We start from the raw sequence: 25,098 nt of genomic DNA, 5'->3' as shown, positions 1-25,098 counted from the left end.
CTCACGAAGCGCTCGCCGAGTAGCTGCTCCGTTAGCGGGCGACACAGGTTCCGCTGGAGACCGTGGTGCTGAGGTCGGCGGCGTTCTCGATGACGGGGCGCACGGCATCCAGCGTCAGGGCGTAACCCACGTTGTTCTGTTCGGTGCTGCTGCCAAAGATGGTGCCAGCAATGGCTCCGTCAAGAGTCAAAAGCGGGCCTCCCGAGTTTCCCGGGTTTACTTGGCCGGCCAGGGTGTACACCTCGCGCGCTGAGGCTCCTTCGCCGTAGATGTCGGCACTCTCGAAGGTGCTCACGTGCTGCACGAGTGCGGCGGTGGTCGTGAACGGGCCACCGTAGGGGTAGCCCTGAATTGCTGTACTGGTTCCGGGGCGTACTGTATCGCCGAGCCGGAGCGCATCAGGGGTAAGGCCGGGCACGGCAAGCACGGCTAGGTCGTTTGTGGAGTCGAAGTACACGATCGAACTCGCGAGCACTTGGCCGTTGAGGGCTTCCACGACGGGCCCCGACGTGCCCGAAACGACATGGGCGTTGGTCATGATGCGTTCTGGCGCGATCACGAAGCCGCTTCCGGTCTGTCCCTGACCGCAGGCGTAGGCGTTTCCGGTGATCCGCACCACGGATTGTGCGGCTGCGGCGAGAGCTGGGCTGTCGGCGTCAATGGTGGGGATTTGCGCATTCGGATCGCCGAGAGGCGAACCGAGCAGAGGAAGGGCGCGATCGCTGAGTGCTGTTCGCCAACGGGCGATGTTCGCTTCCACTACGTCGGGAGTGACGTCTTGGATGGTGCGGATGACCGAAGACGCCGAAATAGTGCGAGAGAGTATGGGGATCCCCAGTTGGGCGGCGCTGAAACTGACGGTCGAAACAACCAGCGCGGCTACCGTGAAAATTGCGATTCCGCCCACAGCGCGATCAGCACCGCGAAGAATTTTGGTTTCAATTGATACGTGGATCGCGTTGCCGATAGCAGAGCCCACCGCGTGCCCTACCGCGACGAGGGCGACCGCTACGGACACCGCTATGAGCACGCGCACCTGCGGCACTGAAGCAAGCTGCGCGATACTTTGAGCGAACAACATCGCGAGGGCAATGCCGACGGCGACTCCGGCGATGACAAAGATGCTTCGAGTCAGCCCGATTCTGATGCCATAAATTGCGTAGCCCAGCAAAGCAACTACGAGCAATAGGTCGAGCAGGGGGGCCACGTTCATTGTCTCAGCCTAAGGTGCATGGGCGGACTCGTTTGCCGAGTTGGGCGATCGTGGAACGCGAGATAATCTCTCAGTACACAGTTGGGGGATCGGGTGAGCGACACGGCACACGAAAGCCGCGCTCAGGGACCCGCTCTCGAGGATGTCGGCTTCGGGCGTGCGATGGCGGCATGCCTGCGCGCCCAGCGCGACCAGGAGCCACGCACCTGGTTCCAGCGATTGCGCGGCGCTAGTCCGCTGACGGCCGAGGCCAGCACGCTGTATGCCGACGGCGTGGGGGAGCTCGAATCTGCTGTCGCGCTTGCTGCGCTGGGCGCCGACTGGTTTATCTCCGGCTCCTCTGATGACAGTGAGCCGAGCGTTGGCTCCGATCACGTCGTTCTCGGCCCGGCGGGAGTCTTCGCTGTGTGTAGCCGGCGGCATCCCGGGGCGAGAGTGGTCACTGCCGGGCGTATGATCCTCGTCAATGGTCGTCGCACCGCCCACGTTCGCGATGCCACAATCTTGGCCGAGCGCCTCACCGATTCGTTCGCCGCCCTCGGTGCCGCCTCCGTGCAGGTTCGCCCGCTCGTCACCCTCACGGGAACCTCCGAGCTGGTTCGTGGCCGCATGAAGGCGCCGGTTCCGGTGTTGCCTCTCCAGGATCTTGCGGCTTGGCTCATTCGTCACGAAGCTCTCTATTCGCGGGCGGAAATTGCCGCTCTGGTTCCGGTCGCCGGTCGCCTCAGCGGCTGGACTGCGCGCCCTGCGGTCACGGGCCCGAGCATTCGGCTCACCGCTCGCTTCGAACGACTGCGAACCGAAGTGGATGCCGCCCGCCGCCGCTACCGGCTGTGGATCGCCATCGGGGCAGCGGTTGCGCTCGCGGCCACCGTCACGATGGTGGCGTTCGCGATTCCCGCGATTGTTGCTCTCTTCGGCGGGTAGCACTGCGGGAGCCCCGCCTCTGCTAAACTTTCAAGGTTGCCGTCTAACGGCCGCGGATAAAGAGAGCTCAAGCATTTCAGCTATGGGCACCGCGCAACGACTAGAAAGGGGATCACCTTATGGCTCTAGAAGCAAGCATCAAGAAGGCGATCATCGAAGAGTACGCAACCCACCCAGGTGACACGGGATCCCCCGAGGTCCAGATCGCGATGATGACTCGTCGCATCCTTGACCTCACGGAGCACCTCAAGATGCACAAGCACGACCACCACTCACGCCGTGGACTGCTTCTTCTTGTTGGTCAGCGTCGTCGTCTGCTGGGTTACCTGCAGAACGTTGACATCACGCGTTACCGTACGCTGATTGAGAAGCTGGGACTGCGCCGCTAGTCGACTCGTCACACGTGCCAAAGGCCGTCATCGCATTGCGATGGCGGCCTTTGTTGTTGCTGTGAGCGTGTTGCCTATTCGGCGGTAGCTGGGGCGCTGGGCGCGGCGATCTTGGGTTTGCGCGGCAGCGTGAGCAAGGTGGTGAGGCTCACGGCGATCATGAGCACGGCGCCGATAGCCACGAGCGAGAAGACGCCGGCGGCGGGGAGCACGAACATCGCTACACCGGCCGCCATCGAAACGATGCCGCTCACCCAGCCGAACCAGCGCGGGTGAATGGTGCCGCGTACTCCGCCGACGAGGTCGACGACTCCTTCGAGAATCCAGCCGATTCCGATCACGAGGGCGAGCGCGATGAGCGTCTGGAACGGGTTAGCGAGGCACAGGATGCCGGCAACCACGATGAGGAGGCCGAGAAGGCCAGTGGTCCAGCGCATCGGGGAGTCAAGGTTGTTCGCGACGAAAGCGGCAGTCACGCGGTACATTCCCGAGGCGATGAGGTAAATGCCGAAGAGCACTGCGATGGTGAGCAAGGTTGCGCCGGGGAACAGCAGCCCGATGACTCCGAGCACAAGCCCGATGACGGCGACCGCCATGAGCTGACCGCGGTGAACGCGCAAGAGTCCGGGCGGAAGATCTTCGGCCGAGACGGGGCGGGGAGTGGTGCTGTCAGACGAGCTCATTACGGTCCTAACCAGAGTTGTCAATGCGTGCCTTACGTTGCCTATTCTCCCAGTTGGGTTGCCTCAGTGTGCAACTGCGACGCACCGGTTAGGCTCGAAGCATGTCGCGTCGTGTTACTTTCTCTCAGCTCGGTGGGCCTGAAGTGCTCACGATTTCCGAAGTTGCCGAACCTCACGCTGGTGAGGGCGAGGTGCGGGTGCGCGTGAAGTGTGCCGGAATTAATCCCTTCGATGCGAAGGTCTTCAGAGGAGCTCCCACCGCTAATCCGCAGAGTGTGGAGTTTCCAAGTGGTAACGGCAACGACTTTGCTGGCGTTGTCGACGAAGTCGGTGCAGGAGTGGACCAGTGGGTCGTAGGCGACGAAGTGCTCGGCGGCAAGGGGTTCAGCGGTCAAGCGGATTTCGTTGTTGTTTCTGCCGCCAAGATCGTTCGCAAGCCGGCTGATGTGAGTTGGGAACAGGCGGGCGGCCTCGATATCGCCGGTCGTACGGCCTGGGCGAGCGTCGACGCTGTCGCTCTCACCGAGGCCGACACCGTTCTCGTGAGCGCTGCCGCGGGAGGCGTCGGCGTCATCGCCGCGCAACTCGCCACGCTCAAGGGTGCGAAAGTGATTGGCTCCGCCAGCGCATCGAACCATGAGTTCTTGCGTTCGCTTGGCATCCACCCCGTCGCCTACGGCGAGGGCATGGTCGAGCGCATCCTCGAGATCAGCCCCGAAGGCGTGACCGCTGCGCTCGACAACCACGGTCGTGAAACAGTGGATGCTGCGCTAGCGCTGGGTGCACCGGCTGACCGCATTAACACGATCGCTGACTACGCGGCGGTCTCGGAGTATGGTGCTTCGGGTGTCGGTGCCGCGGGGGCGACCCCGGCCGACCTCGCGTCGCTCGCGGCCCTCGTCGCCGCCGGAACCGTTGAGGTGCCGATCGATTCGGTATTCCCGCTCGAGCAGGTTTCGGAGGCCTATGCCAAGCTTCTTGAGGGCCACACTCGTGGCAAGATTGTGCTCACCCTCTAGAAGCTCGGACTGAGTGCTACTGCATGGGGCGTTGGACGATCCATTGAGGCAGAGGGAATGATCAGCTCGTGAGTCAAGAACCCCAAGCCCGATTTCTCCGCGAGCGCGACGGTCGGGCGCCGAGGGCTCGAGCGCGGGACCCGTATCTCGACAACGCCAAGGCGATTCTCATCATTCTGGTGGTTGTCGGGCACGCGATCGAATGGATCGATCGAGGCTCTGCTGATGCTCTCTATAAGTGGATCTACCTGTTCCATATGCCCGCATTTGTGTTCGTCTCCGGCTATTTTTCCCGCTCTTTTCAGGGCACGCCTCAACAAATGGGCGCGATCATCGGGGTGCTCCTCGCTCCCTATGTGGTCTTCCAGTCTGTGCTCGCAATCGAAAACTGGTCGTTGCGGGGCAACGATTTCGAACTGCAGCTCTTCGTGCCGACCTTCACCCTCTGGTACCTCTTCGCGCTACTCGCGTGGCGATTGCTCACCCCACTCTTGCGTGCCATGCGGCACCCGCTGCTTTTTTCCTTCTCAGTCTCGATATTGTCCGTGCTTGCTGGCGGCATTTCCCAAGAACTTTCCGGTGCTCGCATCCTGTCGTTCATGCCGTTCTTTACCCTCGGCCTGCTTGCAACGCCCGAACGCATTGACGACTTCAAGCGTTGGACATCGTCACTGTGGCTGCGAGGACTCATCGCCGCGCTGCTGCTCGCGGTCGTGCCCGTCGTGTACCTGTTCCGAGAGTCGATTCAGCGACGATGGCTGTACATGTACGGTCAGGTCGAAACCTTCGGACTGAGTGAAGTCGAGAACCTCGTAGTGCGCGCTTCAGTTTTGCTCGTTGCGACTGTGATGGTCTTCGCTTTCTTCGCGATCGTTCCGCGGCGCCGCATGCGCGTGACGGCAGTCGGCGAACGAACTCTAGAGATTTATTTGTTACACACGATCATTCTCTATCCGCTTCTACCGTTGATTGATTCTTGGTCGGGGTGGTCGTTGGTGACCGTGATGGCAATGGTGATCGCGGCCGTCGCGTTGGCGCTCATTCTCAGCACGTCTACAACGATGAAGCTGACGCGGTGGCTTACTAATCCGCTCAGTGTTGTCGTGGCCTTTCAGGAACGACTGACCAGCAAGTCCGACGCAAATCATTCATAGAGGGAACGCATATTTTTCAGCTCTTTTCGACTGGCATCGTCGCCGGCATCGCGGGTTTTGCCTCGTCGTTCACCCTCGTGGTCGCTGGCCTGCACGCGGTCGGGGCGAGTGACGATCAGGCAGCATCTGGCCTGTTAGTTCTGACCGTGATGATGGGGCTCGTCACGATCGGCCTCGCGTGGGGCTACCGGATGCCGATCACGGTCGCCTGGTCGACTCCCGGTGCCGCCTTACTGATCGTTGCGGCGCAGGGCGATGTCGAGTTCCGGGCTGCAGTCGGCGCCTTCATCGTGTGCGGCGTGCTCATTATGGTGTGCGGTTTGGTTCCCGCGCTGGGGCGGCTCATCACGCGAATTCCGCAACCGATCGCAAGTGCGATGCTTGCGGGCATCCTGTTTCCTATTTGCCTTGCGCCGATTACCGCATCGGTGGAGTACCCCTGGCTGGGCCTACCGATGGTCGTGGTGTGGCTAGTTCTGTTGAAGGTTGCCCCGCGGTGGGCGGTGCCGGCAGCGCTCGTTGCGGCGATCGTCGCCATTGCGCTGACGACCGATGGCAGGCTCTTTGGCGATGCCGCCGTTGTGCCACAGCTCGCTTTCGTGGTTCCCACCTTCGACCCGATTCTGATCGTCAGCGTCGGTCTCCCACTCTTTATCGTGACGATGGCCGGGCAGAACGTGCCGGGCTTTACCGTCATGCGCACCTATGGCTATGCGGTTCCCACCGGCCCCGCCCTCACCGTGACCGGTGCCGCCTCTGCCGCGAGTGCGTTCTTCGGCGGTCACGCGCTCAACCTCGCCGCTATCACAGCAGCGCTCACGGCGAGTGACGAAGCGCACAGTGATCCCAAGCGTCGCTGGATCGCCTCTGTAGCGGCGGGCTCTACCTACGTCGTGATCGGTCTGGGTGCCGGTCTCGCCACCGCCCTCGTTTCGGTGGCGCCTCCGATCGTGGTGGTGGCGATCGCGGGGCTTGCGGTGATCGGTGCGCTCATCACTTCGGTGCGTACTGCTCTGGATGCTCCCGAGCACCGCATCGCGGCCATCGCCACGTTCCTCGTTGCCGCGTCGGGCATCACCGTGATCGGAATTGGCTCCGCGTTCTGGGCGCTCATCGTCGGAGCGATCATCATGGCGTGGGTCGGTTGGCGTCGAAAGACTGGCGTCACGGCTACGCCAGCGGGCCCGGACGCCGCGCCCGAGGAAGCCGCGTCGGCCGCCCCTGAGAGTGTCGGACCGGCTGCTCCAGAGGGTGCCGGACCGGCTGCTCCAGAGGGTGCCGGACCGGCCGCCCCAGAAAACACACTTTAAAGTTTTTTGAAATTGCTGCATCCAAATTGGGGGTTCGGCCGGAAGTACTCCATGTAAGGCGATTTACGCCCGACCATGAGAGGACAAGAACAGTGCGAAACAAAATTTTTGCCGGTGTAGCCGCCGGAGCGATTGCCGCCGTCGGAGTCGCTATCCCCGCCAACGCCATTTCAGACACCACCGCCGACCTGTACGTTCTGCACGCTGTGCCGGACCTCACCGTTGACGTCTACGTGAACGGTGAACTTACTCTCGATGACTTCGAGTCCGGCGACCTCGCTGGCCCGCTCGACCTTCCGGCCGACACTTACACCGTGGCAATTACCGCCGCGGACGCAGAAGACGACTCGGAGCCCGCAATCGGCCCGATCGACCTCACCCTCGAAGCGAACACGAGCTACACCGCAGTCGCCCACCTCGACGAGTCGGGTGACCCCACGGCCAGCCTCTTCACCAACGACCTCTCTACGGTCGCTGCCGGTGAGGGCCGTTTGACGGTGCGCCACACCGCGGCAGCCCCTGCTGTTGATGTACTCGCCAACGACGCAGTTGCCTTCGAAAACTTGAGCAACCCCGACGAAGTGAAGGCTGACCTTGCAGTCGGAACGATCTCCGCCGCCGTTGCTCTCACCGGAACCACTGACCCCGTCATTGGCCCGGCCGACGTTGAAATCGCCGAAGGTGTCAACACGATCGTGTACGCCTGGGGTAGTGCCGACAACGATAACCTCACCCTCGCCGTGCAGACCATTGACGGTCTCCACTCGAACCCCGGCGGAGTAGACGCCGGAACTGCAGGACTCGCCGCCGACAACGACAACGGCATCCTCGTCGCCGGTCTCGGTGGCCTCGCAGCACTCCTTGCTCTCGCAGGATTCGCCGCAACCCGACTCTCCGCCGCCCGCGCAGCGAAGTAGTCACAGCACAACCTCCACAGCACGACCCGCACGACCAGCACGCACACACCCCAGCAAGGAGAACGTCATGGCCCCGAGAACCCTAGCCCTTTCGGTCATGGCGCTTCTCCTTGCTGGCTGTGCTGCAGCCCCCGCAGAATCCATCGCCCCGACACCCGTGCCGTCCCCGCCGCCGACCGCGGCGATCGATGTGCCCCGCCAGTCGAGCGAACTTGCGCCGGTAGAGCAGCTTGCTGCCCCGGTTCGCATCCAAGTTCCTTCCGTCTCCATCGACATCCCGATCACACCGGTCGGAGTCGAGGATGACGGTCTCATGCAGATCCCCGAAGACATTCGCGTCGCCGGCTGGTACCGCTACGGTCCCTCACCCGCCAGTGACACCGGTTCGACCGTAATCACCGCCCATGTCGACGACTTCGAGCAGGGCCTTGGCCCCTTCGCCTATCTCACAGAGATGCCAGCGGATGCCGAAATCATCGTGACAACAGATGACGGCGTCGATCACCGCTACGTTCTCGAATCCGTGCAGAACATCGAGAAGAAACAACTGCCTCTTGACCAGGTCTTCGACCGCGACGGAGCACCACGAATTGTGCTCATCACGTGTGGGGGACAATTCGACGAGAACGTCTTGAACTATTCTGACAACGTCATAGCGATTGCTAACCCGCTATGAACACCCTCAACCGGAGAGCTATGACGAACGAGGAAGCCGCAGACGAAGCCCGCATGACGCAGGCGTTCATCGCGGGCGACGAAGCGGCGCTCGCGGAGGTATATAAGCGATGGTCATCGCTCGTCTTCACACTGGCAGTTCGTTCGCTCGGCGATCGCGGCGATGCAGAAGACGTCACTCAAAAAGTCTTCGTCTCAGCCTGGACCGGGCGCTCGAGTTTCAAGCCTGAACGATCGAGCCTGTCGGCGTGGCTCGTCGGAATCACCAAGAACAAGATCGCCGACACTCACGAAGCTCGAGCGCGAATTCGCCGCCTTCAAGAAGAACTGGCGTCAACAACTTCGCGGGGGGAGGCTGTCGTGGAAGACTTCGACTTGGCCGACACCCTGATGGTTGCCGACGAGATCTCTCGCCTTGAGCCGGATGCTCAAGCGATCATGCGATTAGCGTTTTTCGACGATCTCACCCACAACCAAATAGCCGACCGTCTCGAACTACCTTTAGGCACGGTCAAGAGCCATATCCGGCGCAGTCTGCAACGGATGCGAACACGATTGGAGGCGACCTATGCGACACGTTGATCCTGAGGTCCTTGCGCTGCTCGCCCTGGGCGAGCAAGTTGCCCTCCCCGAAGACAGTGTGCACGTGAGCGAATGTGACCAGTGCCGCCGCGAGATCGAGATCCTTGCGCGTGCTGCAATGATTGGTCGTTCCACTTTCGATGCCGGTGAGCTGCTCGAAGCTCCCTCGCGCGTCTGGGATCGCATCAGCGACGAGCTGGCGCTGACGGCAGATGACGCAAAGGCGACATCCGCCCCCGCCGTTGGCGATGCTGACGACGCGGTGCCCAGCGACGAACTGGCCCAGAAGCGCGTCGAACGCGACGAACGCGACGATATTGCGGTAGAGGAGTCAACCGCAACGAGCGTCGCGGAAAGTGGCACTGTGCACTCTCTTGCCGAGCGCCGTCGCCGTCCGTGGATCGGTTTCGTTGCTGCAGCGGCCGCCGTCGCCCTGGTCGCGAGCGCCGGTACCGCGCTGTGGGCCACTTTCAGTCCTGCTGAACAACCGACCGTCCTCGCAAGCGCAACGCTCGACGCCTTCCCTGCCTGGCCAGATTCCACGGGTGAAGCCAAGCTCGAGCAGCTGCCTGACGGTACCCGCGTGATCGACGTCACCTTTGATGCTCCCGCGACCGACGGTGGCTACCGTGAAGTCTGGTTGATCACGACGGATGCCACGGCTCTCGTCAGCCTCGGAATCGTCGAAGGCACCTCAGGCCAGTTCACGGTTCCCGACGGCCTCGATATGTCAAGTTATGACCTCGTGGACATCTCTGAGGAACAGTTTGACGGAAACCCGGCTCACTCCGGTGACTCCATCGTGCGCGGTCAGCTTTCCACCGAGGCCTAGCGAACGCGGCTGCTGTGCACTGTCGGCGTGAGCCCGAACTCCGATTAGTCGAAGTGCGTGGTCTCGAGCCGGTGAAGCGCCAGAGCTACGGAGAGCCGGGTGCGACCGCGCGACGTGCGCACATCAAAGCCGAGTTTCGCGCTTAACTCTTCTGCCCGCGACTGCACCGTCGAGTGGTGAAAACGGAGGGTCGCCGCTGCTGCGCGAAGGCTCTCGCTCGCGGCCAGAGTGTCGAGCATGGGCACGATGCGTGGGGTCTCACGAATCACGACGCCGAGGGACTGGAGGTCGCAATTCTCGGGAGCTCCCGCTGGGCTGATCTCGGCGAGCAACAACAACGAACCAAGATCATCCCCGTACAACACGGGCTCATGATCGGAGGTCAGGCGTAGCGCGGTGAGCGCCGAAAGCCACGAGCGCACCAAATCGGCGGGGGAGGCCGCGATGCCGATGCCGGCGCGCTCTGCTGCCACGGCATCCGTACTGAGCACGATTTCGGCGCGAACGGCGCCAGCGACCGTTGTCATTACGGCAGCAGGGCCCGCAGCTGCTGTCGTGGTGTTTGCTGGCTGAGTGATCACGCGGTAGCGCGTAGTGCCCACCAAGTGCACAGTGTGGGCTGCGGCTTGGCGGTGTTCAACGGTTTCGGCGGGGTCGAGAAGGGTCTCGACGGGGCTGCGTAGTGCTTCGGCAGGGCCGGTACGTTCGAAGAGGATGCTGAGGGCGAGCGCGACACGCTCGAGAATCATGTCGTCGTTCGCGTGAGCGCCCCCGTCGCGTTCGATCCAGACCGTCCCTCCACCGGTAAGGCTTCGGGCCGGCCACGAAGCGGGGGAGCCAGGATCGGCACTGCGGCGTCCACGTTCGTCGACTCGCAGGCTGAGAGACGGCGAGGCCACCCCGGCGGGGCATCCGGCTAGCATGCTCGCGCCGCGAACAAGAACCTCGGCGTTGGCATGACCGGCGGTCAACGCGTCGAAGTATGAGATCACCCGCAAGGTTTCGCTGGCCTCGGGGTCGAGCGCCTTCAAACGTCCAGCTAGTTCTTGCATTCTCGTTCCGCCCTCTGTGGTTCGAGCCCTACTCTATTGCGGCCCTGCGAGAACAGACAGTCGCGGTAGGGCTCGAACCACAGTGAAGCGGGGTCTGCCGGCAGATGATTAGAGGCCGAGCGTGCGGCGCAACCAGCTGAGTCGTGCGTCTTGCGTGGCGACCGATAGCGCCGCGAACGGAGCCAGTACGTCGTAGGCATGAAAGCCGCCGGGCCAGACGTGCAGTTCGCAGTCTCCACCTGACGCCCAAATCGTGGAGGCATACGCAACGTCTTCGTCGCGGAACACTTCTGCAGTGCCCACATCGATGAACGCCGGAGGGAGATTGCTGAGGTCTGTCGCTCGCGAGGGAGCCGCATAGATCGAGACGTCGTCTGTCTTGCGGCGGTCGCCAAGCAGGGCATCCCAGCCGGTGTCATTGCTGCCGCGATCCCAAATGCCCTTGCCGTCGATCTGATAGCTCGACACGGTGTTATTGCGGTCGTCGAGCATCGGATAGATCAGCATTTGGGCGGCGAGAGGAGGGCCTTGACGGTCGCGCGCCAGTAGTGCCGTTCCGGCGGCAAGCCCACCGCCCGCGCTACCGCCCGCGATGACGAGCTTTTTCGCGTCGATGCCGAGCCGTGCTGCGTTTTCCGCCGTCCACACGAGAGCGGCGTAGCAGTCCTCGACGGGAGCGGGGTCCGGATGCTCGGGAGCCAGCCGGTATTCGACGGATACCACCACGGCATCCAACTCTTCGACCCAGTCGAGCATTGTCTCGATACCGCTGAAGCGGTCGCCGAAGATCATTCCACCGCCGTGGGTATGCACAACGCCGACTCCGGCAGCGCTGTGATCGTTGCGTTGGAAGAGTGAGACGAGCAAATCCCCACCGGGGCCCGCGAAGGTTTCCTCGCGATGAGTTATCTTTCGACCAGCGAGAATCTCCTCGAGCGACAGGGTGGGCGCGGCCCGCCGTGGCTGGATCATGTCGGGGGTAATGGTCGAAGGCTCTTGCTCGTTGATGATCGCGAGCGCCGCAGCTAGCTCCACATCGAACGGGGGAGCGGGATGAAACTCAGATGCACTCATGGGGTCTCCATCGGTTTGCGCCACAGCGGTGTGACGGCCTGCCTCTACGCTAGAGCGTTGCGGCACTGCGCGAGTACCGCCACCCATTCCACGATGCCTGCACGTTAACCGCCATGTGGCGGTACGGCTCCGGAATTATCGGGAAACAGGGTGGTTGAACGGAATAACTGATTCATCCAGACAGATTTTGGGAGACCGGAGCACACCATGCAGTTCGGAATTTTCACCGTCAGCGACATCACGACTGACCCGACCACTGGCACAACGCCCACCGAGGCGGAGCGCATCAAGGCCACCGTGACCATCGCCAAGAAAGCGGAAGAAGTCGGGCTCGATGTCTTCGCCCTGGGGGAGCACCACAACCCTCCGTTCTTCTCCTCAAGCCCCACCACGACACTCGCGTATATCGCAGCTCAGACCGAGAAACTCATCCTCTCGACCAGCACAACGCTCATCACAACCAACGACCCCGTAAAGATCGCCGAAGATTACGCGATGCTTCAGCACCTCTCCGCTGGTCGCGCCGACCTTATGATGGGCCGCGGCAACACGGGGCCGGTGTACCCGTGGTTTGGCAAAGACATTCGCGAAGGCATCCCGCTCGCCATCGAAAACTACTCGCTGCTGCACAAGCTGTGGCGTGAAGAGTTCGTGAATTGGGAGGGCAAGTACCGCACTCCGCTGCAGGGCTTCCAATCGACGCCGCGACCCTTGGATGACGTGCCTCCCTTTGTCTGGCACGGTTCGATCCGCAGTCCCGAGATCGCTGAGCAGGCCGCGTATTACGGCGACGGCTTCTTTGCCAACAACATCTTCTGGCCCAAAGAGCACTACATGCGTCTCGTGAGCTACTACCGTCAGCGCTTCGAGCACTACGGCCACGGCACCGCGGCGCAGGCCATTGTGGGTCTCGGCGGTCAAGCCTTCATGCGCAGCAACTCACAGGCGGCCAAGGCAGAGTTCCGCCCGTACTTCGACAATGCTCCCGTGTATGGCCACGGACCCTCGATGGAGGACTTCACCGACCAGACGCCGCTCGCCGTGGGCAGCCCACAAGAGGTCATCGACAAGTACGCCGGCATGCGCGAGCACTTCGGCGACTACCAGCGCCAGCTCTTCCTCATGGACCACGCTGGACTGCCGCTCAAGACCGTTCTCGAGCAGCTCGACATTCTCGGGGAAGAGGTCGTTCCCGTCCTGCGCAAGGAGTTCGCCACCAATCGTCCCGCTGAGGTTCCGGATGCCCCCACTCACGCTTCGCTCGTCGCCAAGCGCGATGCGGCTCTCGCCACCGCCGCGGCCGACGCCCCCGCAACCGTCTAGCTTCGCTACCGTCTCGCTCCACTCCACTAGCTCCCCAGAAAGAAGCCCATCATGTCCGACGTCAAGAAGATTGCCGTCATCGCCGCTGGCCTCAGCCAGCCATCGTCCACCCGACTACTCGCCGACCGACTCACCGAAGCAACCGTCACCGACCTGCGTGACCGCGGTATCGAAGCCGAAGTGACCGTCATTGAGCTGCGCGACCTCGCGCACGACGTGACGAACAACCTGCTCACGGGCTTCCCGAGCACCAAGCTCGACGAAGCGATCGCCGCTGTCACCGGCGCCGACGGGCTTATTGCCGTCACGCCCATCTTCACGACGAGCTACAGCGGGCTGTTCAAGTCATTCATCGACGTGCTTGACCCGCAAGCTTTGACGGATCTGCCGGTGCTGCTCGGAGCGACCGGTGGAACAGATCGTCATACCCTCGCGATCGACTACGCGATGCGACCGCTCTTCAGCTACCTGCATGCCGTGGCTGTGCCAACCGGCGTCTATGCGGCATCCGCGGACTGGGGAAGCGGTTCAGGTACTGCGTCCAGCACTCTTCCGGCTCGAATCGCGCGGGCAGCGGGAGAACTCGCGGCGCTCGCCGCGGTCTCCGATCGTTCAAGTCGAGTTGTCGATCCCTTTGCGCTGCCGGAGGGCTTTAGCCCCGTCGGCAGCTTCGGAGCGCACTAAGAGCTAGCCGCGCTGCTCGGCGAACTCCGCGGGGTGCATCCCCGCCGGTCCCGCCGGGCGGCAGCGGTCGCATCGTTTGCTTTACCCCGTCTTGCGGCGGAAGTCGCGCTTGTGATCGGCGCGGTCCTGAGTGCCGTGGATAGCCGATTCGGCATCCAAATGTCCTGGGCGTGATGTTTCTTTGCCGTGCTTGCGATCAAGCGCCTCGCGGAACCTGCGCTTGTTCTCTTCGCTCGCAGAGCGTGCTTCTTCTGTGGGTTCCATACTCGTCAGCGTAGGCCACCTGCGCGGTGTTTGGCGCCGAAGCCGTGTCGCGCGCCAATCTCTAGGGCTTCCCATACCCCCGGTGCTACGATTGAGAGCAGTTGTCCACGTAGTAGTGGGGCAACAATCGGAGCAGGCTGGCAAGAAGCTGGTCACCGGTGGTAATTTTCCGAGTCGTTCGGAGGCTTTCTACTGTTGGCCAGACACGCGCCGCCACTCTAGGCATGCGCGTGAACCAAGCGTCCTTCTGCCCGCTCCTGCTCCTTGACGAGTCGCACACCACACGGGTGCGCGACGTAAAACAAAGGAGAAACCCCCGCATGGAGGGTCCAGAAATTACATTCGCCGAAACCGTTCTCGATAACGGCAAGTTCGGCAAGCGCACCGTGCGCTTCGAAACCGGTCGACTCGCTCAGCAGGCACAGGGTGCCGTTGCCGCGTACCTCGACGAAGAAACCATGATCTTGAGCGCCACGAGCGCGGGTAAGCACCCGCGTGAGGGCTTCGACTTCTTCCCGCTCACGGTGGATGTCGAAGAGCGTTCATACGCTGCCGGTAAAATCCCCGGAAGCTTCTTTCGCCGCGAGGGTCGTCCCTCGACGGAAGCGATTCTCGTTTGCCGTCTCATTGACCGTCCGATGCGTCCGACCTTCGTTGAGGGCCTCCGCAACGAAGTTCAGATCGTCATCACCGTTCTGAGCATCGCTCCGGACGAGTTCTACGACGCACTCTCGATTAACGCCGCATCGCTTAGCACCCAGATCTCGGGACTTCCGTTCTATGGTCCGGTTGCCGGCATCCGCTTGGCTCTGATCGACAACCAGTGGGTTGCCTTCCCGAAGCACAGCCAGCTCGCTGACGCTGTTTTCGACCTCACCGTTGCTGGCCGCATGGTCACCAACGACCAGGGTGAAGAAGACATTGCCATCATGATGGTGGAAGCAGAAGCTACCGAAAACAGCTGGGAGCTCATCAAGGCAGGCGCCACGAAGCCCGACGAGGCCGTTGTGGCTCAGGGCCTCGAAGCATCGAAGCCGTTCCTCAAGCAGCTCATCAAGGCTCAGCTTGAGGTCGCTAACAAGGCCGCTAAGCCTGTTGCCGAGTTCAAGCTCTTCCCGCCGTACTCCGACCAGGCGTACAACGTGATCAGTGAAATCGCTGAAGCTGAGCTTCGCGACGTCTACAAGATTGCTGACAAGATCGAGCGCCAGACCGCTGACGACGAGCTTAAGGCTCGAGTCAAGGCTGAGGTTCAGTCCAAGGTTGACGCAGAAGAACTCAGCGAAGACGTGCTCGGCATGGTTGGCGGAGCGTACAAGGCCGTCAGCAAGAAGGTCATGCGTACCCGTGTACTCACCGAGGGCGTCCGTATCGACGGCCGTGGCTTGAGCGACATTCGTGCGCTCGACGCTGAGGTCGAGGTTATCCCTCGCGTTCACGGTTCGGCTATCTTCCAGCGCGGCGAGACTCAGATCTTGGGTGTTACCACGCTGAACATGCTCAAGATGGAGCAGCAGATTGACTCACTGGCACCAGTGACCAAGAAGCGCTACATGCACCACTACAACTTCCCGCCCTACTCGACTGGTGAGACCGGTCGCGTTGGCAGCCCGAAGCGTCGCGAGATCGGGCACGGCTTCCTCGCCGAGCGCGCTATCGCACCGGTGCTTCCTGCTCGTGAAGACTTCCCTTACGCCATCCGCCAGGTATCCGAGGCTCTCGGTTCCAACGGTTCGACGTCGATGGGTTCCGTCTGTGCTTCGACTCTGTCGCTGCTGAACGCTGGTGTGCCGCTGCGTGCACCCGTCGCCGGTATCGCCATGGGGCTCATCTCCGACGAGGTCAACGGCGAGACGCGTTACGCGGCCCTTACCGACATCCTCGGCGCTGAAGACGCACTCGGTGACATGGACTTCAAGGTTGCCGGTACGAGTGAGTTCATCACCGCTATCCAGCTCGACACCAAGCTCGCTGGGCTGCCGTCGTCAGTTCTCGACGGTGCACTCAAGCAGGCAAAGGAAGCGCGTACCGCGATTCTTTCGGTGATCAACGCTGCAATCGACGCTCCCGACGAGATGGCCCCCACGGCTCCTCGCGTGATTTCGGTTCAGATTCCGATCGACAAGATCGGTGAGCTCATCGGGCCCAAGGGCAAGAACATCAACCAGATTCAGGATGACACCGGAGCCGACATCTCGATTGAGGATGACGGAACGGTCTACATCGGCGCTGTCGATGGTCCTTCTGCCGAGGCAGCACGCGCGGCGGTCAACGCCATCGCTAACCCGCTCAACCCTGAGGTTGGCGAACGCTTCTTGGGTACGGTCGTCAAGATCGCTACCTTCGGTGCCTTCATATCGCTCACGCCGGGCAAAGACGGACTGCTGCACATCTCTGAGGTTCGCAAGCTTGCCGGTGGCAAGCGTGTCGAGAACGTCGAAGACGTACTCGGAGTCGGCCAGAAGATTCAGGTGGAGATCACCAAGATTGATGACCGTGGCAAGCTTTCGCTCGCCCCCGTTATCGACGAGGCTGACGCTGACGCAGCAGTTCCCGCCGACGAAAGCTAAGTCCCGCTAAACGCTGGTCGTAATTAGCGCCCATCCTCGGTGAGGATGGGCGCTAATTCGTTAACGTTCCGCTTCTGTGTCGGGCGTGAAAATTTCTTTCCGCTAACACAGCAAATTCGGGGGTAGTCACCTCAGTCTGCCCTTCGTTGGGGTCCCGCTACCCGAGGCTCTTGGCGCTATCCTGAGCGAGTGACCCGAATCACTACACCTTTTGATGCCTTCATGAGCGATATGCTCCTGTGGCTCGAGACCGCATGGTACCTCTGGGTAGCCCTCGGAATTGTCGTTGTGGTCGTGATCGTCAGCGTGGTTATCGCGAAGATGCGCAACCGAGGCTACGAACGCGTTCCCCACTACTATCGCCGTAATACCTAGGCAGAACCCGCTGCGTTCTTCTGATCACCCGCATACCCGATGCGGGTGCTTATCGTGCCCGCAAAACTCTGAGCCGTTACTCGGCTTCGGTGCTTGAATACCCGGTGAGCTGCGCTCGGGCGACGACGTGGTCGCGGAGAACAAATCCCAGCATGGCGGGAGTGCTTCCCTCGGGGAGGTCGAGGCGTTCAATGTTGAGCGCGCTCACCGTAAAGATGTAGCGATGGGGGCCGTGGCCGGCCGGCGGCGCAGCGCCCTGAAATGCTTCCAGACGAAGTTCGTTGGCCACGGTAATTGCACCATGCGGCAGGAGTTGCGACTTCGGGTTTCCAGCATCCTGGGGGAGCGATTCCACCGACGCGGGAATGTTGTAGACAGCCCAGTGCCACCAACCGCTACCGGTGGGCGCATCCGGATCGAAAACGGTGAGCACGAAGCTCTTCGTTCCCGAGGGAAAGCCGTGCCAGTGGAGAGTGGGGGAGCGATCTTCGCCTCCCGCATTTGCGATGCCGGAGCGCGCGAAGGTTGGCAGTTCACCGCCGGGTTGAAAGTCAGGGCTCTCTAGGGTGAACGACGGTACTTCGGGCAGTTTCCAGTTGGGGTCATTCACGGCGTCGATCCTCTCGCTTGCTGAAATGGAACTGTGGCCATTATGGCGAGAATGACGTGACGCCGACACCGTGCCGGGCTGCACCAGAGGAAAAGATGAGTCATTTCGACACGGACTAGTAACGATCTGTCTGTCCTCCCCGTATTGTTCCGAATGTCGGCATATTCTGGGCAAAAGCCTTGTGGGAGGCCGTTATGACGCAAGTGCACCCGACGCGATCACTGCCCGGTTCCACTCGCGTGCGCCCAGTTACTGGGCAGCACTTTTCAACCCGAGTCATCGGTTCTTCTGACCTTCGCGTTTTGCCACTCGCCCTCAGCGGGAACATCTTTGGATGGACGGCAGATGACGCGGCGACCACCGCCATCTTGAATACCTTCGCCGACGGGGGAGGAAATTTCATTGACACGGCCGACTCGTACGCCTCGGGTCGCAGCGAACTCATGATCGGCAAGTGGATGCGCACCCGGCGTAATCGCGATCAGATCGTGGTTGCTACCAAAGTGGGTAAGAGCCGGGACAATCCCGGTATGGATGCCGCAGCGATCAAGCGTTCTGTGGATGCCTCGCTCGCGCGCTTGGATACCACACACATCGACCTGCTGTACCTACACGTTGACGATGAATCGGTTGATTTCGAAGAGACCTTGCTCGCCGTTGATGAATTGATCGGTCAGGGAAAAGTGCGCTACTTTGGCGGCTCAGATCACACCGGCAATCGGCTTATTCAAGCGCGCATCGCCTGCGGCCAGATGGGTGTTGCCCCCATGGTCGCTGTGCAAGCCCGTTACAACCTTCTGCACCGTCAAGAGTATGAAACGGGGATCGCTCATGTAGCGGCGATTCAAGGCCTAGGCGTTATGCCGCGTTTTGCATTGGCCAGCGGTTTCTTGAGCGGCAAGTACCGTCAGCGTGCAGACCTTGTTCGCAGCTCTCGCGGTCACGACGCTGCGCAGTACTTGCGTCGTCGCGGAATTAAGGTTTTGAACGCTCTCGATGAAGTTGCTGAAGAGCACGATGAGCGTGTAGCGACGATCGCGCTCGCGTGGTTGTTGAATAAGCCTGGTGTGGTGGCGCCCGTAGTGAGCGCTAGTCGCGCGGAGCACGTGCCTGATTTGATCGCGGCAGCTCGAGTTCAGTTGACTCGACACCAGTCCGCCGAGCTCGATCGGGTTTCTAGCTACTAGAAAGAGCGCGCTTCACTGACCTCGTATCGAGCAGCGTGACGCGTTACCGCTGCTGCGTTAGACCGTGACAGCTTCGGCGAGTACTCGTTTGACAACGCGCGCCATGGCGGCGCCGGCAGCGATGGTGTCCCCGGCGTAGCCGCCCGCGAGGGCGCCATCTTTTGCGAGCATAAGTTCATCAGCGGCGTCACCGGCAAAGGGGTGCTCAGCGGCACGCATGAGTTCGTAGAGCGATTCGTTGTACCAGTCGCGGTGATCAGCGATGAGCACGCGGACGGGGTGCGTCGGATCGGGGAACTCTGCGACCACGTTCAAAAATGGGCAGCCGCGGAAGTCTGATTTAGTGAGTTCGGCGGCGACTGACTCGAGCAGGCCGAGAACGGCGTCGTGGGGCGAGGCGGCGTTGTCGATGATCGACTGCGTCTCGGCTTCTACGGCAGCGCGACGGCTCTTGACGTACTCGAGGATGAGGTTGTCTTTTGAGCGGTAGTGCTTGTAGAACGTGGCCTTGGTCACGCTCGACTGAGCGATGATGCGGTCTACGCCGACGTTCAGAATGCCGTCTTGATAGAAGAGTGTGTTGGCCGTCTCGAGGATGCGGCCTTTGGCCGGAGCGCGCTGCGCGGTCTCTGGTGTCTCAAATACCATCGCAGCGCACTCCTTCCGTGGAGGTTCGGATCAGGAACTTTCCCCACTGTGTGCATCGCAAGATTTCGGGTTCAAGCGATGCGGTTTATTTTCACGAACTGGTTCGGGTCCAGTTCGCAGGTTTACATCACCGGGTTCGGGTCCCGGTGATGGGTTGTCGGCTTCGGGTGCCTACAAAGAACACTAGCACATGAGGACATACAGACAAGTCTGTCTGTCCTCATTTTTATACCCCAGTTTGGGGGACTGCTGAGGGGAGGTTCTTCGCGGACTCTGCCTGAGCAGGAGTAATGACGTAGGCTCATAGGTGATGAGCGACGCTGTGATTCTTCCTCTTGACCTTCCCGAACTGTCGTTCACTGCAACCGGCGACAGTCTCGTTCGTAGAACTGTTTTGCCGAGCGGTGTGCGCATCTTGAGCGAGCAAGTGCCGGGGGCGCGCAGCGCGACAGTCGGCTACTGGGTGGCGGCGGGTTCGCGAGACGAACATCCCGAGACATACGGCGCAACGCACTTCCTTGAACACCTACTCTTCAAAGGCACCGCTACACGCACGGCTCTCGATATCGCGGTGAGTTTCGATGCTGTCGGCGGCGAACACAACGCCATGACGGCTAAGGAATACACCTGCTACTACGCCAAAGTGCAAGATATCGACTTGCCTATGGCAATCGAGGTAATCGGTGACATGCTCACGTCAAGCCTCATCGATCCGACTGAGTTCGCCAACGAGCGCGGGGTGATTCTTGAAGAACTGGCGATGGCGGATGACGACCCGACCGATGTCGCGAGCGAGCGTTACTTCGAAGCTGTCTTTGGTGCGCATCCACTCGGTCGGCCCATTGGGGGAAATCCCGAGACCATTAATGCCATTTCGCGCGACGCCGTGTGGGATCACTACCAGGCCAACTATCGTCCCCAAGACCTCGTCATCACAGTCGCAGGTGCGGTCGATCACGACGACCTAGTTGCGGCCATTTCTTCGTGTCTGGTCGCTGCTGGTTGGGACCTCGCCACCGAGGCGACTCCCGTGGCACGCCGCGAGTTCTCCTCGGACACGCGCTCCACGGTACTGACTCCCGGCCAGCAATTGCACGTTACAAAGCGCCCCATCGAGCAGGCCAACATCATGGCTGGCGTTGAGGGGATCTCTGCCACTGATAGTCGGCGAGCCACAATGACGGTGTTGAACTCCATTCTGGGCAGTGGCATGTCGTCGAGGCTTTTCCAAGAGGTTCGCGAAAAGCGCGGCCTCGCTTATTCTGTCTACTCCTTTTCGCCGAGCTACTCCGACGCCGGGGCGTTCGGCATCTATGCAGGTTGTTTTCCTGCCAAGGTGAGCCAGGTAACGGAACTGATGCTCCAGGAATTCCACAAGCTCGGCACCGCCCCCGTCACGGACGAAGAAATTAGTCGCGCAGTCGGTCAATTGCGCGGAGCATCCGCGCTCGCCCTCGAAGACTCCGACTCGCGAATGTCGCGACTCGGCCGCAGCGAGCTCACCCTCGGCGAGTTCGTAGACTTGGATGCTTCGATTGCGCGGATAACAGCGGTCACGGCAGATGACATCCAGGAACTTGCTCACGAACTCTCGACACGTCCCCTTTCCATCGCAGCGGTGGGCGCAGTGAACGAAGAGATGTTCTCGGGAATCGATCTCGGCAGTGTAGCCGAGAGTTAGATCGACGAAGGAATGATGATGGCCCATTACTTGTACCTCGTGCGTCACGGCGAGCAGCAAGATGCAGAGCACGGTTTGCCCGACGGCCCGCTTTCGGGCAAAGGGGTGCGCCAAGCACAAGCGATTTCGGAGCGATTGAGTGGCGTACCGTTCACTCGAGCGTTTCACTCTCCGCTTCAGCGCGCCGCTGAGACTGCCGCGATCATGACTGAGCGGATGCCCGCCCTCGAGTCACAGCCGACGACGCTACTGATGGACTGCATCCCCAGCGGTCCAACCCCCGATATGCCTGCCGCATTCGAGCCGTTCTTCGGGTCTGTCACGGCGGAAGAGATCGATGCCGGTCAGGCACAAATGGAGGATGCCGTGGCAGAGTTCCTCACCCCGGCGCGCGAAGATCGACACGACTTGCTCATTACCCACAACTTCGTAATCTCGTGGTTCGTGCGCGAAGTGCTGGGAGGCGATCAGTGGCGCTGGCTCGGTCTCAACCAGGCCAATTGCGGGCTCACGATCATCCGAGTGCGTAGTACAAAGCCACCGGTGCTTGTCAATCACAATGATCTCGGTCACTTGCCAGTCGAGTTGCGCACGGGAATGCCGGCAGAGCAGCCTTACTAGCTGCTCGGCAAGCGCGAGCGCACGCGGCTGCGCGTGCGCTTGCCGAGGTGGAGGGGCCTTAGGCCAGCGGCTTGAGGTACCAGGTGGTGGCGTTGGGATTGTCGTTGTAGGGCGCGCACGGCTCGAAGCCGCTTGAGCGGTACAGCCCGCCTGCAGTGGCAAGACTCTCGTTGGTGTCGAGCACGAGTTCTTTGGCGCCCCACGCGCGCGCACGCCGTTCCAGCTCACTAAGCAGCTGACGCCCGAGCCCTGCACCACGGCCTTCGGGCCGCACCCAGAGGTGCTTGACCTCAAAGCGCCCGGGCTCGAGCTGGCGGATGCCGCCACAGCCAAGAGCACCGCCGGCAGCGTCGCCGTCGGCGTTGCTTTCGTTGCCGTTGGTGTTGGCGCGGTCAGGCTCGATCACAACAAAGACACCCTGAGGTTCGGTGAACTGCTCCTCGCTCGGGAACGTCGTGACATATCCCGAGGGCGTCGGGAACGTCTCAGCGCGATAGCTGAAGTATTCGGTGAGAAGTTCGAAAGCGAGAGCATCCGTGACCGGAAGCGAACGAAACTGAGGCACACAACCACAGTACTCTCGGCGTTGCGCAACGGCTGCCCAGTAGCCGTGCCGCTTCGAGTGTTTCCTTGCCGGCCGTAGGGGAGTCTGCGACGCCGCTCGGCATTGGTAGATTTGAACAATGACAACGAAAGTAGCGGTAGTCGGCGCAACCGGTCGCATGGGCAAGTACATTAGTGGCGTCGTAGAGGCATCCGCTGACTTCTCGCTCGTGGCCTCCCTCAACTCGCGTTCGGAGCTCAGCGAGATGCTCGTTGCCGACATCGTGGTGGATGTCACGGAACCTAGTGTCTCGCCCTCCGTTGTCGACTTCGCCGTACGCCACGGCAAGAGCGTTCTTGTGGGCACCTCCGGCTGGAGCGAGGACCGCGTTCAGGGGCTGCGCTCGCTGCTTACCGAGACCCCGGAGATCGGCGTTGTCATCATCCCCAACTTCTCGCTTGGCTCGGCGCTTGCCACGTCGTTTGCCGCATCGGCTGCTCGCTACTTCGACTCGATCGAGATCATCGAGGGCCACCACGCTGCCAAGGTCGACTCACCCTCCGGTACCGCCGTTCGCACCGCAGAGCTTATGGCCGACGCCCGCAGCGAACGTGGTCCTGCGCTCGCCCCGCATGTCGACCAGCGGGCACGCGGCGAGCAAGTGGCCGGAATTCCCGTGCACAGCCTGCGCATGACGGGAGTGATTGCACACCAGCAGGTCATCTTCGGCGGGCCCGGTGAAGTACTCACTGTCGACCACCGCACCATGTCACAAGACTCCTACGAAGCCGGCATCATGCTCGGACTGCGCGCTGTGCCCACCGCTCAGGGAGTCACGGTTGGCCTTGACCAACTCATCGATCTCTCCCCAGCAGGGGCGGCCTCCGAGTGAAAACTCGCATTGCCGCTCTCGTGATGGTGGCGCTGCTCACCATCTACCTGATCTTCGTCATCAATTATTCAACGATCCTGATCCGTGCTGACGAGCCCATCGTGAACGTAATGGGCTGGGCACTGCTCGTGCTGCCCATCATCGGGTTCTGGGCGCTTGCCGCGGAACTCATCTTCATCGTGCGAGCCGAACGTCTCCTCACCACTCTCACGGAAGAGGGAGCGTTGCCGGATGAGGTTGTTGAGCTTCTGCCGAGTGGTCGTCCTGACCCCGCCGCGACCGATCGTGCGTTCGATCGCTACCGCGCCGAGGCGGAGGCAGAGCCCACCTCGTGGCGCACCTGGCTCCGCCTCGCCCTCGCCTACGACGCTGCTGGTGACCGGGGTCGAGCGCGCTGGGCTACCCGTCGCGCTATTGCGTTGTCACGCGGCTTAACTCCGCGCTGACCACTTGATCGACGATGAAGGCGCCGCAGACGAAGAAAGCTGTTGCGCCGCGCGCTAGTCGACGAACGCGCCGATGGCCTGCTCGATGGTGGTGTGGGTGAACGTGAAGCCCGTGCTCGCGAGAGTGGGCGATTGAACGTTCTCGTCGACCAAAATGAGATCCTTGCCGGCGTCGCCCAGCATCCGAAAGGCGAAGCTTGGCACAGCGAACCAGTGCGGCTTTCCCATTGCGCGAGCGAGCGTCTTAGTGACGGTCTCGGCAGTAGCCGGGGTAGGGCCCACCAGGGAGACTACTCCGGAGAATTCAGTACGCAGCAAGTGAACGATTGCGGCGGCTTCGTCGTGGAGGCTGATCCACGGCCAGTATTGAGCGCCACTGCCCAGGCGACTTCCCACTCCGAACCGGGTCAGCAGGTTCAGGGGAGTGAAGGCTCCGCCCTTGCCCACAACAATTCCGGTGCGGAACATCACGAGTCGTGTTGTCGGGGGAGTGAGGCGAGCAGCCTGCTCCCACGCGTAGACAACATCGCTCAAGAAGCCAGTGCCCTTGCTCGATTCGTCGGTGAGCACTTCGCCGGGGCGGCTACCGAAGAAGCCGACTGCTGAACCGCTCAAGAACACCGACGGTGGCGTCATGGCTCGGCGAATCGCTTCGGCCAACACGCGGGTTCCATCGACGCGCGATCGCAGAATCTCGCGCTTGTAGCCGGGGGTCCAGGGGATCTTTCCCGTGGAAGCTCCCGCGAGGTTGATTACGGCATCCGCCAGCTCAATCGAACGATCATCAATCGTGCCGGCGCTCGGGTCCCAGCGGAATTCGTCTGCACCCTCCGGTTCGCGGCGCACAAGACGCAACACGTCGAAGCCCGCGGCCTCCAACTGGGACACCAGTTCAGTGCCGATGTAGCCGGAAGCGCCTGCAACGAGGACGCGAGAAACGGTGGGTGCAGCCGCAGAGTCAGTCATGACTACGCCAAACTCGCTTCGAGAGTGATGGGGATGCCGGTGAGGGCGCGCGATACGGGGCACCCATCTTTGGCTTCGGCCGCCAGTCGCTGAAAGTCGTCGTCGCTGAGATTCGCCACTTTGGCGCTCACCAGCAGGTGGCTTCCGGTGATGCCGGCCGCTGGATCAAAAGTAACAGCCGCAGTGACCTGCAGGCTCTCGGGGGGAGTGCCGTTCTCGGCTAGTCCGTTGGAGAACGCCATGGCAAAACACGAGGCGTGAGCGGCTCCGAGGAGTTCCTCGGGGTTGGTCGTTGCTTCTTGCCCCTCAGATCGTGCAGCCCACGTCACGGGGAATTCCGCAGCATCTGAGGAATCGAGTGACGTTGTTCCTTTGCCGCTAAACAGGTCTCCGAACCAGAGTGTTGTTGCTTCGCTCGTTACAGGCATTGCCGTTCCTTTCGTCGTTTTCCAACCCTAGG

General features: G+C 61.6%; 28 protein-coding genes. 18 read left to right on the top strand and 10 right to left on the bottom strand.

Features of this window, described 5'->3' with window-relative positions; genetic code table 11:
• Nucleotides 1-31: 31 nt before the first annotated feature.
• A complete protein-coding gene (locus ACR3YK_RS00400; RefSeq protein ID WP_486175298.1) occupies nucleotides 32-1,213 on the bottom strand; it encodes a MarP family serine protease in 1,182 nt (393 codons plus the stop codon).
• 93 nt (nucleotides 1,214-1,306) lie between these two features.
• Between ACR3YK_RS00400 and ACR3YK_RS00395 the strand changes: the two genes are divergently transcribed.
• Both ACR3YK_RS00395 and rpsO read left to right on the top strand, forming a co-directional pair.
• Complete coding sequence (locus ACR3YK_RS00395) at nucleotides 1,307-2,140, top strand: hypothetical protein (protein ID WP_486175297.1); 834 nt, start codon at nucleotides 1,307-1,309, stop codon at nucleotides 2,138-2,140.
• 119 nt (nucleotides 2,141-2,259) lie between these two features.
• Nucleotides 2,260-2,529: a 30S ribosomal protein S15 gene (rpsO, locus tag ACR3YK_RS00390; RefSeq protein ID WP_009771894.1), complete on the top strand. Its 270-nt coding sequence runs from the start codon at nucleotides 2,260-2,262 to the stop codon at nucleotides 2,527-2,529.
• A 74-nt stretch (nucleotides 2,530-2,603) separates the two neighbouring features.
• Here the strand turns inward: rpsO and ACR3YK_RS00385 are convergent, their stop codons facing one another.
• A complete protein-coding gene (locus ACR3YK_RS00385) occupies nucleotides 2,604-3,212 on the bottom strand; it encodes an HdeD family acid-resistance protein (protein WP_486175296.1) in 609 nt (202 codons plus the stop codon).
• A 101-nt stretch (nucleotides 3,213-3,313) separates the two neighbouring features.
• Here ACR3YK_RS00385 and ACR3YK_RS00380 point away from each other — a divergent pair, with 101 nt between their 5' ends.
• The 7 genes from ACR3YK_RS00380 to ACR3YK_RS00350 all read left to right on the top strand — a co-directional run bounded on the left by ACR3YK_RS00380 (nucleotide 3,314) and on the right by ACR3YK_RS00350 (nucleotide 9,701).
• A complete protein-coding gene (locus ACR3YK_RS00380; protein ID WP_486175295.1) occupies nucleotides 3,314-4,231 on the top strand; it encodes an NADP-dependent oxidoreductase in 918 nt (305 codons plus the stop codon).
• A gap of 68 nt (nucleotides 4,232-4,299) precedes the next feature.
• Complete coding sequence (locus ACR3YK_RS00375) at nucleotides 4,300-5,385, top strand: acyltransferase family protein (RefSeq protein WP_486175294.1); 1,086 nt, start codon at nucleotides 4,300-4,302, stop codon at nucleotides 5,383-5,385.
• Nucleotides 5,382-6,695: a benzoate/H(+) symporter BenE family transporter gene (locus ACR3YK_RS00370; protein WP_486176354.1), complete on the top strand. Its 1,314-nt coding sequence runs from the start codon at nucleotides 5,382-5,384 to the stop codon at nucleotides 6,693-6,695. The genes ACR3YK_RS00375 and ACR3YK_RS00370 overlap by 4 nt, the downstream gene beginning before the upstream one ends.
• Before the next feature lie 92 nt (nucleotides 6,696-6,787).
• Entirely contained in the window at nucleotides 6,788-7,612 is an 825-nt protein-coding gene (locus ACR3YK_RS00365; RefSeq protein ID WP_486175293.1) for a DUF4397 domain-containing protein, read from the top strand.
• A 67-nt stretch (nucleotides 7,613-7,679) separates the two neighbouring features.
• Entirely contained in the window at nucleotides 7,680-8,288 is a 609-nt protein-coding gene (locus ACR3YK_RS00360) for a class F sortase (protein ID WP_486175292.1), read from the top strand.
• Between the two features lie 20 nt (nucleotides 8,289-8,308).
• Nucleotides 8,309-8,869, top strand: coding sequence for an RNA polymerase sigma factor (locus ACR3YK_RS00355; protein ID WP_486175291.1), 561 nt, complete (start codon nucleotides 8,309-8,311; stop codon nucleotides 8,867-8,869).
• Nucleotides 8,856-9,701: an anti-sigma factor gene (locus ACR3YK_RS00350; protein ID WP_486175290.1), complete on the top strand. Its 846-nt coding sequence runs from the start codon at nucleotides 8,856-8,858 to the stop codon at nucleotides 9,699-9,701. The genes ACR3YK_RS00355 and ACR3YK_RS00350 overlap by 14 nt, the downstream gene beginning before the upstream one ends.
• A 44-nt stretch (nucleotides 9,702-9,745) precedes the next feature.
• Here the strand turns inward: ACR3YK_RS00350 and ACR3YK_RS00345 are convergent, their stop codons facing one another.
• Together ACR3YK_RS00345 and ACR3YK_RS00340 are read right to left on the bottom strand one after the other, a co-directional pair.
• Nucleotides 9,746-10,753 (bottom strand): helix-turn-helix domain-containing protein, encoded by a 1,008-nt coding sequence (locus tag ACR3YK_RS00345; protein WP_486175289.1) that lies wholly within the window; start codon nucleotides 10,751-10,753, stop codon nucleotides 9,746-9,748.
• A 108-nt stretch (nucleotides 10,754-10,861) separates the two neighbouring features.
• Complete coding sequence (locus ACR3YK_RS00340; protein ID WP_486175288.1) at nucleotides 10,862-11,827, bottom strand: alpha/beta hydrolase; 966 nt, start codon at nucleotides 11,825-11,827, stop codon at nucleotides 10,862-10,864.
• Between the two features lie 207 nt (nucleotides 11,828-12,034).
• Here ACR3YK_RS00340 and ACR3YK_RS00335 point away from each other — a divergent pair, with 207 nt between their 5' ends.
• Together ACR3YK_RS00335 and ACR3YK_RS00330 are read left to right on the top strand one after the other, a co-directional pair.
• Nucleotides 12,035-13,150 carry an LLM class flavin-dependent oxidoreductase gene (locus tag ACR3YK_RS00335; RefSeq protein WP_486175287.1) on the top strand — a complete coding sequence of 372 codons (1,116 nt, stop codon included), beginning with the start codon at nucleotides 12,035-12,037 and terminating at the stop codon, nucleotides 13,148-13,150.
• A 51-nt stretch (nucleotides 13,151-13,201) separates the two neighbouring features.
• Nucleotides 13,202-13,834, top strand: coding sequence for an FMN reductase (locus ACR3YK_RS00330; protein WP_486175286.1), 633 nt, complete (start codon nucleotides 13,202-13,204; stop codon nucleotides 13,832-13,834).
• Nucleotides 13,835-13,915: 81 nt separating this feature from the next.
• On the opposite strand, the gene ACR3YK_RS00325 is transcribed toward ACR3YK_RS00330, so the two are convergent.
• On the bottom strand, nucleotides 13,916-14,098 hold the full coding sequence (locus ACR3YK_RS00325) for a DUF5302 domain-containing protein (RefSeq protein ID WP_486175285.1): 183 nt from the start codon (nucleotides 14,096-14,098) through the stop codon (nucleotides 13,916-13,918).
• 320 nt (nucleotides 14,099-14,418) lie between these two features.
• Between ACR3YK_RS00325 and ACR3YK_RS00320 the strand changes: the two genes are divergently transcribed.
• Nucleotides 14,419-16,668: a polyribonucleotide nucleotidyltransferase gene (locus tag ACR3YK_RS00320; RefSeq protein ID WP_486175284.1), complete on the top strand. Its 2,250-nt coding sequence runs from the start codon at nucleotides 14,419-14,421 to the stop codon at nucleotides 16,666-16,668.
• 189 nt (nucleotides 16,669-16,857) lie between these two features.
• The gene (locus ACR3YK_RS00315; protein ID WP_486175283.1) at nucleotides 16,858-17,043 is read left to right on the top strand and encodes a hypothetical protein; all 186 of its coding nucleotides are present in this window, start codon (nucleotides 16,858-16,860) and stop codon (nucleotides 17,041-17,043) included.
• A gap of 76 nt (nucleotides 17,044-17,119) precedes the next feature.
• On the opposite strand, the gene ACR3YK_RS00310 is transcribed toward ACR3YK_RS00315, so the two are convergent.
• Nucleotides 17,120-17,653: a YbhB/YbcL family Raf kinase inhibitor-like protein gene (locus ACR3YK_RS00310; RefSeq protein WP_486175282.1), complete on the bottom strand. Its 534-nt coding sequence runs from the start codon at nucleotides 17,651-17,653 to the stop codon at nucleotides 17,120-17,122.
• A 194-nt stretch (nucleotides 17,654-17,847) separates the two neighbouring features.
• Here ACR3YK_RS00310 and ACR3YK_RS00305 point away from each other — a divergent pair, with 194 nt between their 5' ends.
• A complete protein-coding gene (locus ACR3YK_RS00305; protein WP_486175281.1) occupies nucleotides 17,848-18,840 on the top strand; it encodes an aldo/keto reductase in 993 nt (330 codons plus the stop codon).
• A 57-nt stretch (nucleotides 18,841-18,897) separates the two neighbouring features.
• Here the strand turns inward: ACR3YK_RS00305 and ACR3YK_RS00300 are convergent, their stop codons facing one another.
• Entirely contained in the window at nucleotides 18,898-19,488 is a 591-nt protein-coding gene (locus tag ACR3YK_RS00300; RefSeq protein ID WP_486175280.1) for a TetR/AcrR family transcriptional regulator, read from the bottom strand.
• Nucleotides 19,489-19,798: 310 nt separating this feature from the next.
• Here ACR3YK_RS00300 and ACR3YK_RS00295 point away from each other — a divergent pair, with 310 nt between their 5' ends.
• A complete protein-coding gene (locus tag ACR3YK_RS00295) occupies nucleotides 19,799-21,169 on the top strand; it encodes a M16 family metallopeptidase (protein WP_486175279.1) in 1,371 nt (456 codons plus the stop codon).
• 18 nt (nucleotides 21,170-21,187) lie between these two features.
• A complete protein-coding gene (locus tag ACR3YK_RS00290; RefSeq protein WP_486175278.1) occupies nucleotides 21,188-21,790 on the top strand; it encodes a histidine phosphatase family protein in 603 nt (200 codons plus the stop codon).
• Between the two features lie 58 nt (nucleotides 21,791-21,848).
• Here ACR3YK_RS00290 and ACR3YK_RS00285 read toward each other — a convergent pair whose 3' ends face one another.
• The gene (locus tag ACR3YK_RS00285) at nucleotides 21,849-22,355 is read right to left on the bottom strand and encodes a GNAT family N-acetyltransferase (protein ID WP_486175277.1); all 507 of its coding nucleotides are present in this window, start codon (nucleotides 22,353-22,355) and stop codon (nucleotides 21,849-21,851) included.
• A gap of 118 nt (nucleotides 22,356-22,473) precedes the next feature.
• Between ACR3YK_RS00285 and dapB the strand changes: the two genes are divergently transcribed.
• Together dapB and ACR3YK_RS00275 are read left to right on the top strand one after the other, a co-directional pair.
• Nucleotides 22,474-23,226, top strand: coding sequence for a 4-hydroxy-tetrahydrodipicolinate reductase (gene dapB, locus ACR3YK_RS00280; RefSeq protein WP_486175276.1), 753 nt, complete (start codon nucleotides 22,474-22,476; stop codon nucleotides 23,224-23,226).
• Nucleotides 23,223-23,672, top strand: a complete 450-nt coding sequence (locus tag ACR3YK_RS00275; RefSeq protein ID WP_486175275.1) for a hypothetical protein — start codon at nucleotides 23,223-23,225, stop codon at nucleotides 23,670-23,672. The genes dapB and ACR3YK_RS00275 overlap by 4 nt, the downstream gene beginning before the upstream one ends.
• A 54-nt stretch (nucleotides 23,673-23,726) precedes the next feature.
• On the opposite strand, the gene ACR3YK_RS00270 is transcribed toward ACR3YK_RS00275, so the two are convergent.
• Complete coding sequence (locus ACR3YK_RS00270) at nucleotides 23,727-24,638, bottom strand: TIGR01777 family oxidoreductase (RefSeq protein WP_486175274.1); 912 nt, start codon at nucleotides 24,636-24,638, stop codon at nucleotides 23,727-23,729.
• 2 nt (nucleotides 24,639-24,640) lie between these two features.
• The gene (locus ACR3YK_RS00265; RefSeq protein WP_486175273.1) at nucleotides 24,641-25,066 is read right to left on the bottom strand and encodes an OsmC family peroxiredoxin; all 426 of its coding nucleotides are present in this window, start codon (nucleotides 25,064-25,066) and stop codon (nucleotides 24,641-24,643) included.
• Between the last annotated feature and the right edge of the window lie 32 nt (nucleotides 25,067-25,098).

Source organism: Salinibacterium sp. 10G20-15, assembly GCF_057365065.1.
Note: the sequence above shows the minus strand (reverse complement) of the source record. Positions and strands in the feature narration are given on the sequence as shown.